At 45.8% G+C, this 11682-nt stretch carries 13 protein-coding genes; 3 read left to right on the forward strand and 10 right to left on the reverse strand.

Features of this window, described 5'->3' with window-relative positions:
• The first annotated feature begins 58 nt into the window (after positions 1-58).
• A complete protein-coding gene (locus JKP82_RS14220) occupies positions 59-1051 on the forward strand; it encodes an AraC family transcriptional regulator (protein ID WP_218397538.1) in 993 nt (330 codons plus the stop codon).
• Positions 1052-1085: 34 nt separating this feature from the next.
• Here JKP82_RS14220 and JKP82_RS14225 read toward each other — a convergent pair whose 3' ends face one another.
• Positions 1086-2354 carry an MATE family efflux transporter gene (locus JKP82_RS14225; protein ID WP_258544403.1) on the reverse strand — a complete coding sequence of 423 codons (1269 nt, stop codon included), beginning with the start codon at positions 2352-2354 and terminating at the stop codon, positions 1086-1088.
• Between the two features lie 179 nt (positions 2355-2533).
• Between JKP82_RS14225 and JKP82_RS14230 the strand changes: the two genes are divergently transcribed.
• Positions 2534-3745: a polysaccharide deacetylase family protein gene (locus tag JKP82_RS14230; RefSeq protein ID WP_218397542.1), complete on the forward strand. Its 1212-nt coding sequence runs from the start codon at positions 2534-2536 to the stop codon at positions 3743-3745.
• Here the strand turns inward: JKP82_RS14230 and JKP82_RS14235 are convergent, their stop codons facing one another.
• Genes JKP82_RS14235 through JKP82_RS14260 form a run of 6 tightly spaced genes read right to left on the reverse strand, consistent with a single transcriptional unit; the run spans position 3746 to position 8284 of the window.
• A complete protein-coding gene (locus JKP82_RS14235) occupies positions 3746-4339 on the reverse strand; it encodes a GNAT family N-acetyltransferase (protein ID WP_159534131.1) in 594 nt (197 codons plus the stop codon).
• A gap of 15 nt (positions 4340-4354) precedes the next feature.
• Positions 4355-5023 (reverse strand): SCO family protein, encoded by a 669-nt coding sequence (locus JKP82_RS14240; RefSeq protein WP_159534133.1) that lies wholly within the window; start codon positions 5021-5023, stop codon positions 4355-4357.
• Positions 5020-5970 carry a heme o synthase gene (gene cyoE / locus JKP82_RS14245; protein WP_201299287.1) on the reverse strand — a complete coding sequence of 317 codons (951 nt, stop codon included), beginning with the start codon at positions 5968-5970 and terminating at the stop codon, positions 5020-5022. Before cyoE ends, JKP82_RS14240 begins: the two co-directional genes overlap by 4 nt.
• Positions 5963-7030 carry a COX15/CtaA family protein gene (locus tag JKP82_RS14250; protein ID WP_218397543.1) on the reverse strand — a complete coding sequence of 356 codons (1068 nt, stop codon included), beginning with the start codon at positions 7028-7030 and terminating at the stop codon, positions 5963-5965. Before JKP82_RS14250 ends, cyoE begins: the two co-directional genes overlap by 8 nt.
• A gap of 8 nt (positions 7031-7038) precedes the next feature.
• Entirely contained in the window at positions 7039-7584 is a 546-nt protein-coding gene (locus JKP82_RS14255) for a redox-active disulfide-containing membrane protein (protein WP_159534137.1), read from the reverse strand.
• Positions 7577-8284 (reverse strand): SURF1 family protein, encoded by a 708-nt coding sequence (locus tag JKP82_RS14260; RefSeq protein ID WP_218397545.1) that lies wholly within the window; start codon positions 8282-8284, stop codon positions 7577-7579. The genes JKP82_RS14255 and JKP82_RS14260 overlap by 8 nt, the downstream gene beginning before the upstream one ends.
• Positions 8285-8317: 33 nt before the next feature.
• Between JKP82_RS14260 and JKP82_RS14265 the strand changes: the two genes are divergently transcribed.
• The gene (locus JKP82_RS14265) at positions 8318-8527 is read left to right on the forward strand and encodes a DUF2909 domain-containing protein (RefSeq protein WP_159534141.1); all 210 of its coding nucleotides are present in this window, start codon (positions 8318-8320) and stop codon (positions 8525-8527) included.
• 15 nt (positions 8528-8542) lie between these two features.
• Here the strand turns inward: JKP82_RS14265 and JKP82_RS14270 are convergent, their stop codons facing one another.
• Genes JKP82_RS14270 through ctaD form a run of 3 tightly spaced genes read right to left on the reverse strand, consistent with a single transcriptional unit; the run spans position 8543 to position 11681 of the window.
• Positions 8543-9421 (reverse strand): cytochrome c oxidase subunit 3, encoded by an 879-nt coding sequence (locus JKP82_RS14270; RefSeq protein ID WP_159534143.1) that lies wholly within the window; start codon positions 9419-9421, stop codon positions 8543-8545.
• A gap of 25 nt (positions 9422-9446) precedes the next feature.
• The gene (locus tag JKP82_RS14275) at positions 9447-10034 is read right to left on the reverse strand and encodes a cytochrome c oxidase assembly protein (protein WP_218397547.1); all 588 of its coding nucleotides are present in this window, start codon (positions 10032-10034) and stop codon (positions 9447-9449) included.
• 33 nt (positions 10035-10067) lie between these two features.
• Positions 10068-11681, reverse strand: a complete 1614-nt coding sequence (gene ctaD, locus JKP82_RS14280) for a cytochrome c oxidase subunit I (protein ID WP_159534147.1) — start codon at positions 11679-11681, stop codon at positions 10068-10070.
• Between the last annotated feature and the right edge of the window lies 1 nt (position 11682).

Raw genomic sequence — 11682 nt, forward strand, 5'->3', positions numbered from 1 at the left:
GGGTATGTTTTGATTCAACTTTGTATTGTTTGCTTAACCTCAATAACGCTAGTAACGAATGAACCCTTTATATCGCCGTCTTGATAAGGTCGCCGACGCCATTTTAAAGTCGCCCGACCGTGCCAATAATCTTACTCAACTCGCCTCTCTCGCGTGTACCTCTGAGTACCATCTTCATCGCGCATTTAACGCAAAGTTTGGTATTAATATTGGCGCCTACGCTAGGCAGCTTCGACTGCACGAAAGTGCCTATAAATTAGCATTTCGGCCTCAAAAACGCATATTGGAAATTGCGATAGAAGCAGGGTTTGGGTCACATGAAAGCTATGCCAAAGCCTTTAAAAAGCATTACAACCAGTCGCCTTCAGGCTTTAGAAAGACACCCAATGTTGAAGCGCTACATAAAGGTGCACAAATTAGCTCGCTAGTAATATCTAACGAAAAAGGATCTTCGGTACTTATGAACACCTCACATGACAACTCAAATAGCGCGTCTGAAAATGTCACCTCTGAAAATCATCAACTTGATGTGTCAGTTATTCAGTTTCCAGCCTTAGACATTGCGATGATGATGCACATTGGCCCGCCTAGCCACATTATGAGCACGGTAAGTGCGTTTATTGCGTGGCGCAGAGAAAAAAAACTACCGCCCTCCACCAGCCGCACTTTCAACTTACTGTATGATGACCCTGACAACACGCCACATGAGTCTTACCGGTTTGGTGTGGCGTGCCAAATTACTGCGCCTATTAACCAGCCCGCAAAAACAAGCAAGGCTATAGAAGCATGCCAGTCTAAGGATACGATCACTCCCAACGTCACCACCACTGCCATACCGGAAGGATACTGCGCTAAGGTCCGCCATATTGGCACCGATGCCGAATTAGGGGCGGTGGTGCACGCTTTATATCACCAATGGTTGCCTGATACACAATTTGAACTGAGAGACTCCCCGATTTTTTTAGAGCGTATTCGCTTTTTCCCCGATGTAGCCGCCCATGAAGCCGTGACCGATGTATTTCTGCCAATCGAAGTGACTAAAGTGACGTAGCTGCTTAGCGTGGTTGGGTTTTGCATGGCTTAGATTAGCTGTCACACAATGCATTGCGCTTGCTTAGCCGTTCGAAGCTCCATCCAAGCGTAATGCCACGGGCGAGTAAGAACGCCAGCAATGCATACCACAAGCTGACATTACCGAGAGACTGAGTAAAAAACCATACTGGGAAATATACCGCGAAGGCGCTAATAATCATTGTGTCGCGCATAGAAGATGACTTAGTAAGGCCAACAAATACACCGTCGTACAAAAAGCACCAATGTGCCAGTAGTGGCAGAATAACCATAAGTGGAAGGTAGGTTACCGCTGCATTCACAATATTTTGATGCTCAGTGAGCAAGCTTATTATGCCGTGCCCGCCAAAGAAGAAGATAGCACTATAGCCTATTGCAAAAAGCGATGACCAAAACAACCCTTGGTATGTTCTGCGCTTTATTTCCGCGGAATTCTTTGCCCCCTTAGCTTCACCCACCAACGCTTCTACTGCATAGGCGACACCGTCTAATCCTAGCGCTATTAATACGAAAAACTGCAGTAGAATAGCATTCACTGCCGCCGGCATTTCACCGAATCGCACGCCTTGTATCGTCAAAAAGGCTAAGCAAGCTTGCAAGGCTAAGTTGCGTAGCAGCATGTCAGTATTGAGTTTCATTAACACTTTACGCGCTGCACGGTTAAACCAACTTGCTTCTGGTGCAATACCTCTCACTTGTTTCAACGCTACGTACATCGCCATAAATGCCATGGCGTATTCAGCAATAATACTGGCTAAGGCAACCCCAGCCACCGACATAGACAGCCCATAAACGAAGGTAATATCCAATCCTGCATTTACAAGGTTACCCACTATTTGAATAATCATCACCGTGCGGGTTTTTTGTTGCCCAACTAAATAGCCGATAAGGGCTAAGTTCAGCATAGCCGCTGGTGCGCCCCATACCCTAACCTGATAATACTCAGTTAAGTGTACTGCTACTGCATCTGAAGGGCTTGCCAATGCTAACCCTGCTGTGAGTACAGGCTCTTGAAGTATTAGTAAGCACAGCCCCAAAATTGAAGCGACAGCAAGGGTTTGCCAAAGTACTTTGGCAGAGGCAAGCGTGGCATCTTCATGCCCTTTTGCCTGTGCGCTTAAGCCCGTTGATGACATGCGCAGAAATCCACACACCCAGTAAATTTGGGTAAGAATTAGTGCGCCAACTGCCGCACCGGCTAACATGGCGGGCGCCGACATATGCCCCAAAACCGCCGTATCCACCAAACCCAGTAAAGGAGTGGTAATATTGGCCAGAATCATGGGCAGCGCTAAAGTGAGTAAGCGTGTATGATCGTGCCATAACGACTCAGGTTGGCGTAGAGATTGCTTATCTTCTTGCACTCGCTTTTTCATTAATTATCGTCTCTGCATTAGTAGAACAGCATGCTGACACGCAGTAAAAAGCACTGCTATTAAATCAACTTCAACTCGGAGAAAACATGAAGTTTATCATGCCTTTCAATGTCATTTCGTGGATTAAATGTGACGCTATATTGGCGCAAATGAAAGGCAACCGACCACACGGGTTAGCACTTTTCTTTTTTGTCTGTTTTTCTGGCTATAGTCTGGCTGCTACTGATAACACTACGCAGCCAACCCGTGAAATTCTTACTCAAAATGGTGTTATTTTGCTTTACCATCATGTGTCTAACCACACGCCGAAAAGCACCAGTATATCGCCTGATATGTTCAAGCAACATATGGCATATTTAAAGCAACATCACACAGTTTTACCTTTAGCAAAAGTGGTCAACGCTATTTTAGATAACACACCGCTGCCTTCCAATACCGTGGTAGTGACCTTCGACGATGGCTATGAAAACATCCTCACAAATGCCCACCCCATTATGGTTGATATGGGCTTCCCGTACACAATATTTATTAATCCAGGGGAAATTGGTACCAATAGAAGCCAACTCACTTGGGAACAAGTTAAGGCGATGCACAACGATGGCGTTACCTTCGCTAACCATACGCTTGATCATTTGCATATGCTGGATGGCAGAGTTTCAAGCAGTGAGGCTGATAGCGACACTAACGACGAAGCTTGGCTTGAAAAGGTATGGCAGAATGTAGCTGAAGCCGAGGCTATTATTGATAGCAAAATTGGCGAATCACTTAAATATTTGGCCTACCCTTTTGGTGAGTTCAACCAAAAGCTAGCAGATAAACTCGCGCAAGAGGGCTACATTGCGTTCGGACAACACTCAGGCGCTATAGGTCCACACAGTCATTTTCAAGCATTACCTCGCTTTCCTGCAGCTGGCCCTTATGCCAACTTAAGTACACTAAAAACCAAACTAAACAGTATTGCTATGCCGGTATTATCGACCAGCTTTGAAGGTGAGTATATCCCTGAGGTAAATCGAAATACGGTGCAAGGCGCTAGTGACGAATCGAGACTCCCCCCTATTACGCTAACGATTAAGGGCGATGATGTACGTTTAAGCCAAGTAAATTGCTTCTTTTCAGGCTCACCAGTTGAAACTAGGGTTGAAGGCAATGCGATTACCTTCAGTATTACTCAAGCACTTCCTGTAGGCCGTTCGCGAGTAAATTGTACCGCTCCGAGCAACTCTCAATCGGGAAGATATTATTGGTATTCTCAGCCATTTTTTGTGGCAGATAAAAACGGAAATTACCCAGATTAGTTAAGCTGAAAGTGCATGAACAAAACGCACAAAGGTGCCGTTCACTGATTGCTCTTTAAAATTAACGCTTTGATAAAACCGGATGGCAGCAATATTACTAATTTGTACGTCTAGTACCAATGCCTGCTTTTTAAGTGCTATCGCGTAACTACGCATATGGGCAATCATGGCGCTGCCAATGCCGCCTCGCCGAGCAATGCTATCTACCGCTACATGGCCCAACATAAGCTCTGTCGCACTTGGGGGAGTTAAACCGACAGCAACAGCTTGGTTGCGCATTAGCACTGCCATTGCTTCATCAAGATTGTAGAAGCTAGTCACGCTGTCTAACGACGCTCGGTCAAACACTGGCCCCAACTTGGTGTGCCACGCCGTAATGACGCCTACAACAACATTATCGACTACCGCAACCCAGTGATTATTGCAGCCATATTGCCCGTCCTTACCTTTCCATGCATGGGTCAAAAATTCGAGAGTATGCCTTGTATCCCCATTACCAAATACACAAACCAATAGGTCTTCTGCAGCACTTAATAATAAGGGAACCGCTTGGCGAGCATCAGACACGAGACCTTGTCGGATTTTTATATCCATGCCTCCCATACCTACCTATAGTGCCGAGTTTGAACTGAATGATGAAGTAATCGCTGGCATGTCATTACGTATTTGCTGTGCGTCACTAATCGACAACTTGCCAGGCTCACGTTTTGGCTTAAAACGCCCTATCACCTGTACTTCAGGATTAATAAGCACTACCGATGCACTATGATCGACAAGATAATTAGGATTATCTGTACTTTCAGCAATTGCATACATCATGCCCAAGTTGCGAGCGAAGGGAAATAAGGCTTTATGCGCACCGGTCGCAGCAATAAAGTTTGGGTTAAAGTAGCTGATGTATTCGTCGAGCCGTGCTAATGAGTCACGGTTAGGATCGATAGAAATAAACACCACTTTAATAGGAAATTCAGACTCAATAGCCTGCAGTTGCGGGTAAATGCTGTTCAGTTCGGCCATTGTAGTAGGGCATATGTCTGGGCAAAACGTATAACCAAGAAACAACAAGCTCCACTGATTTTCTAGCGAAGCTTGGTTAAATTCATTGCCTTTGCTGTCGGTCAGCGAAAAAGGCGCAATGGCGCGAGGCTCAGGATAAGCCTGAAAATACTTGGGTTTACCGCCATTAGACTGACCCGTTGGTGACAAATAAATTGCCCCTAACACACCCGCCAATAACGCTACTAATGCAACAACGCCTACAAAAATCCGTCGGTTCATAAACTCAGTGGTACGTAGTGATCGAACAACAATACTACAAACAATACCATGAGATGAACAATTGAGAACTTAAAAGTTTTCATCGCGGTTTGGCTAGTGGCCGCAAATTTCAGTTTTATCGCGTAATACATAAACCCAATATTTAGAAGCGAAGAGCCAATAAGGTAAATTAAATCACTCATGCCCACCAAATAAGGCAACAGGCAAACCAAGCTCAGTAACACGGTATAAAGTAACACCGAGGTTTTAGTGAATTCTACCCCATGGGTCACCGGCAGCATGGGCACTTTCGCTTTCGCATAATCTTTTTCGCGATGAATAGCCAACGCCCAAAAATGCGGGGGAGTCCACGTAAATACAATGAGTACTAACAACAACGCATGAGCATGAATTTCCCCAGTGACAGCGGTCCAGCCAAGAAGCGGTGGAGCAGCACCTGCAATACCACCAATTACAATATTTTGCGGCGTGGCTCGTTTTAAAAACATGGTATACACCACGGCATAGCCCACCAAGCTAGCAAGGGTAAGCCAAGCGGTAAGCATGTTCACCCATAAGCTCAATACAACAAAACCCATTACGCCAAGCCCTGCTGCAAACCAAGATGCTTTTGCGATACTTACTTTTCCTTTAGCCACAGGCCGATTGAAAGTACGTGCCATTTGGCTGTCAATTTTGTGGTCGACCACATGATTAATCACCGCGGCTGATGCCGATAACATGCCAATACCCAGCAATCCGCACACCAACGCTGTAGCGTTTACCCAGCTAGGCGAGGCTAAACACATCCCCACTAACGCCGTGAGCAAAAGTAGCATCACCACGTTTGGTTTTGTCATTTCGTAATAGTCACGCCAGCTGATCTTGGCTTGCGAGTTGTTCTTCACTTGCGAGCTTAGCGAGTGCTTACCTGCAACTGCAGTATTTAACGGGATAGTTTTAGCCATGATGACCTCCAGTAGAGTAGGAGAAAGAAGAGGTTGAAGGAGCAACTGACCATGTCAGCCATATCACTGTGAGTAATAGCATGGCGGCAATTGCATTATGTGATACCGCGATAAACAAAGGTAAACTAAACAAAACGTTACTTAGACCCAGCGCCACTTGCACGCATAGTACTCCAAGCATTAAGACACACCCTTTTTTCACCGCCGGTGATAATTTACTGTTTCGTAACCACATAACAGCCAATACGGTAAGGTAAAGAAAGGTGATTGCAGCGCCGAACCGATGCACAATATGCATAGTGGCTCGCTCACCGTAATCGTGTGCCCCAAATTCATAGTTTTGTGCCTCGGGCACACTGTATGCGCCTTGAAAATCTAACCGCTGCTGCCACCCGGGCTCGCAAATTGGCATATCGGTACAGGCGAGGGCGGCGTAGTTGGCCGATGTCCAGCCGCCTAACGCTATTTGCCCCACTAAAATGGCCATACCTAACAATGCCATCATCGTCAGCTTGTTGGTTTTACCAAGATTAAGGCTGTCGTCTGTTAACGGTTGTGCCGAATTGGATTCCCGTTGTAGCAAGTTAACTGAGCTGTGTTTTCTAAGGCGTAAATAAAGCAAAAATAAGCAACTTAGTACGGTGAACCCCCCTAGCAAATGCCCCATAACCACCACAGGCAATAAATTAAGAGTGACTGTCCACATGCCAAGCGCCGCTTGAAAAATCACAAGGCCAAGCAGCAACAAAGGCAGCTTAACTGGCGTGCCTTTATGGCGCTGCCTTACCGCGATAATGGCAATCGCCAAAATGCATAGCCCTAGCGCCCCTGCAAAATAGCGATGAATCATTTCGTTCCATGCTTTATGCGCCTCCACGGGGCGGTCTGGAAACGCCGTATTCGCCGTGGCTACCTTTTCGTCACTTAGCGGCACGGTAAGGTTGCCATAGCAACCCGGCCAGTCAGGGCAACCAAGGCCAGCATCAGTAAGGCGTGTGTAAGCCCCTAAAATGATGACTACTGCGGCAAGAAACAGGCTAAACAGCACCAGTTTTTTCATAGCATCTCCTACCCAATACGAGACAATTTCAGAAGCTTTTTAATATCAGCCAGCATACTTCGGCTTTCCATCACCGCGGTACTTCTGTCACTGTCTATTTGGTAATACAACATGGCATTATTTAAGGTATCAACGATATATACGCTTTGCTGTTTAAGGTTGGTGATAGGCACACCGCTGACGCTCAGGGTATGCACATTGGCGTACTCAGATAACTGTTCTAGCGCTGTTACATCACTTTTTTCAGTGAACAAAACTAATGCTTGCGCCCTGTCAGACTCTTTGCCTAGCGCCAGCCACACTTGGTTAATGCTAAACAATGCATTTTCACAAGTGACATCACAGCTTTCGGGCAAGACATACAACAAGCGCCATTTCGGCTCCGTACCTTCTAAAAGCGATGAAACATCAATGGTAGGCTGCAACAATGCACCTTTATTGGTAGCACCTTGGTTGAACCAATCATTCTCTAACGCAAGCTTGGCTAAAATCACTGGTAGCACGAACACGGCAACCATGATAATTAAGGTTTTTTTCGAGGCCGGATTACTCATATTGACGTCCTTTTTTCATAATTGCGAAACCGCCAATCAAGGCGGCTGCGATTGCAAGACCAAACCATTGAATGGCATAACCCAAATGCTTTTCAGGCGGCATGGAAACTCGATTATAACGCCTGACAAAAAGGTCATTTTTTGCGGTAAGTACTACTACATAAGGTAATAAGTTAAGCGATAACAATTCACTGGCGGTACTGGTAGAAACTTGCTGAATACGAGCCGGAAAGCTTAATGCTGATGAAAGCGTTTCTTTTACTAACGGATTATGAGTGGGCTGACTCACCACCCCTTCAAATTGTTGTGCGTGGTGGCTAATTTTTACTGCCGGTAGCGAACGCATTAAGTCTGGTGCAGGCAACCAGCCATAATTAACTAATATCCACCCTGCATTGGTTTGTACTGGCACTAGAACGTCATAGCCTACCCGTTGTTCGTGTATTTGATTATCGAGCAATAACACCTTGTCGCCGTTTGGCGTACCTTCAAAGTAAACGGCGCGATCTTCGGGCGCTTTCATTGAAAGGGCATCAATAAGCGACAAGCTTTCTTTCCCCTGTTTTTCGGTTATGCTAGCTATGCGTTGTTGCTTTTGTGCCATTCGGTCTAGTTGCCAGAACCCCAAGCCACACATCGCCATTACACATAGACTAGTAATGACGATTGCGATTAATTTGGATGCTGTAACCTGATTCATTTGGCCAACCTGCACACTACTATTGAGGTTTATATGTTGATAAAAATAATCTTGGTTGCATTGGTAATTTTCATGATCGTTAACCTATTTATGGCCATGCGTGTCATGATGAAAAACGATCCCAAAGACGGTCCAATGAGTAAATATATCGGTCGCAGGGTGCTCACATCTGCCATCATAGTGATTTTAATTTTAGTGGCGATTGGCACCGGTTTAATTACGCCAAACCCTCGACCTTACTAGGGTTTGGCAACGTTTTTATAAAACGTAAACAAAGATATAAAGCATTACCCACACCACATCAACGAAGTGCCAGTACCAACTTCCGGCTTGAAAAGCAAAGTGGTTATGCGGTGTAAAATGCCCTTTTAGTACCCTAAAAAACATGACAATAAGAATGATGGTGCCAAGGGTAACGTGCATACCGTGAAAGCCCGTCAGCATGAAAAAGGTATTGCCGTAAATGCCTGACTGTAGCGTTAGCCCTAGGTCACGATAGGCGTGAACATACTCTTCCACCTGTAAGAATAAAAACCCAATTCCCAGCAAGATAGTGACGCCTAACATTAGGGTCAGTTGTTTGCGTTTGTTCTGCTCTAAACCAACATGAGCAAAATGCAATGTGACCGACGATATAAGCAAAATAACCGTATTAATGGTGGGTAAACCAACCGCACTCATTTCTTGTGTAGTGATGCCCCCTGGGGTAGATACTAACGGCCACATGGCTTCAAATGTGGGCCATAACACTTCGTTAGTCATTGCATTATTTGATGCACCGCCTAACCAAGGCACTGAAATGAATCGGGCATAATAGAGTGCCCCAAAGAAAGCGGCAAAGAACATGACTTCAGAGAAGATAAACCAACTCATTCCCTGTCGGTAAGAGCGTCCTAATTGGTCGCTATATAGCCCTGACATAGACTCATCAATTTGGTTTTTAAACCATCCGACCAGCATCACCATCAATACGACAAACCCAGCGAGAAGTGTATAGCCTCCATAGCCTGATTCACCTTTAGTGGCTTCAATCACAAAGTTGCCCGCGCCAACGGCAATTAAAAATAGCGCCACCGCGCCTACAATAGGCCATGGGCTTTGTGCCGGTACATAATATTTCTGATATTCTTGCTGCATTACTCTCTCCTTATCCCAACACCTGTTATTTACCACTTTCAGGTTGAGGGACCATGTAGGGATTCGGTTTTGTTTTCATGTCACTCGCTCGTGCGGTCACATCAAAAAGGGTGTATTGCACAGTAAAATAACTAATATCTTCGGGAAGCTGTGGGTCGACATAAAACTGCATGGGCATATAAGCCTCGGCCCCAGCATTTAAAGGTTGTTGATTAAAACAAAAGCATTCCGTTTTATTCAAATATAGCGCTGCCATACCCGGCGACACCGATGGAATAGCTTGCGCCATCATATTGCTCGACGCTGGATTTCTTACGTAAAACGACACCGTATTAAGCTCCCCAGGGTGCACTTTCATACGACTAGTTTGCGCGCGAAATTCCCACGGCATACCAGTGTTAGTGCGGGTAATAAACTCCACTGTTATCTCACGGCTTTCGTCTATTTCGATGGACTCATACACCGCTGCGGTATTCTCAGTTTTACCGTTAATACCAGTAACGTCACAAAATACGTCGTAAAGTGGCACCAGGGCGAACCCAAAACCAAACATGCCAAACACAATAACGACGAGTTTTATCACCATTTTGTTGTTTGCATTTGCTTGTGTCATGGGTAGCTCCTTTTCTTACTTGCCCTATTTTCTCTATTTAACAACGGGCGGCGTTTCAAAGGTGTGATAGGGCGCAGGAGAAGGAATTTCCCATTCTAGTCCCTCGGCACCTTCCCACACTTGGGCAGATACTGGCTCACCCTGCTTCTTACAGGCCTTAATTAACAATGCTAAGAAGATTAGTTGCGACAGCCCAAAGGCAAAGCCGCCAAGGCTTATCCACTTATTAAAGTCGGCAAACTGTAAGGCGTAGTCAGGAATACGACGTGGCATACCAGCCAGCCCCACAAAGTGCATCGGGAAGAACAACACATTTACCGACACTAGTGAGCACCAGAAATGCCATTTTGCTAGCGCCGTGTCGTACATTTTCCCTGTCCACTTGGGTAACCAATAATACACCGCAGCCATAATCGAGAAGATGGCACCGGTGACCAGAACGTAATGGAAATGTGCGACCACGAAATAGGTATCGTGGTATTGGAAGTCCACCGGCACGATGGCCAGCATTAATCCTGACAGGCCGCCAATGGTAAACAATACGATAAACGCAATGGCAAACATCATGGGCATTTCAAAGGTTAGAGAGCCCCGCCACATAGTCGCCACCCAGTTAAAGACCTTCACGCCTGTAGGCACCGATATAAGCATAGTGGCAAACATGAAGAACATTTCCATATACACCGGCATGCCGGTGGTAAACATATGGTGAGCCCATACCACAAAGGACAACAGCGCAATAGAGCCGGTGGCATACACCATTGATGCGTAGCCAAACAGCTTCTTACGGGAAAACGTAGGGACAATTTGAGAGATAATACCGAAGGCCGGCAATATCATGATGTACACCTCAGGGTGCCCAAAGAACCAAAAGATATGCTGGAACATAACGGGGTCACCACCACCTGCTGCATCAAAGAAGCTGGTGCCAAAGAACTTATCCGTCAGTACCATGGTGACCGCCCCCGCTAACACAGGCATAACAGCAATAAGCAAGAAAGCAGTAATAAGCCAAGTCCACACGAATAAAGGCATTTTCATCCACGTCATACCGGGGGCACGCATGTTGAATATGGTCACAATGACGTTAATAGCCCCCATAATGGATGAGATACCCATGATATGTACCGAGAACACAAACAATGCGGTTGAGTCACCACTGTAGGTGGTAGAAAGCGGTGCATAGAAGGTCCAACCAAATGCCGGGCCGCCGCCCTCTAAAAATAGCGAGCTAAGCAAAATAAGAAAGGCGCCAGGTAATATCCAAAAACTCCAGTTATTCATTCGCGGCAGCGCCATGTCTGGTGCACCTATCATCATAGGAATTAGCCAGTTTGCAAGCCCCGTAAAGGCTGGCATTACCGCACCAAATACCATGATAAGGCCGTGCACAGTCGTCATTTGATTAAAGAAGTTTGGCTCAACAATTTGTAATCCAGGCTGAAATAGCTCAGCACGGATCACCATTGCCATGGCGCCACCAATCAAAAACATGATAAAGGCGAACCATAAATACAACGTGCCTATATCTTTGTGGTTAGTGGTAAACAACCATCGGGTTATTCCTTTTGGAATATGGCTATGATGGTCATGATCTTCGTGATGCGCCGAGGTATCCGGCGCAATGACATCAGTTGCTTTACTCATT

The organism is Alteromonas lipotrueae (assembly GCF_019249215.1).
GTDB lineage: Bacteria > Pseudomonadota > Gammaproteobacteria > Enterobacterales > Alteromonadaceae > Alteromonas > Alteromonas lipotrueae.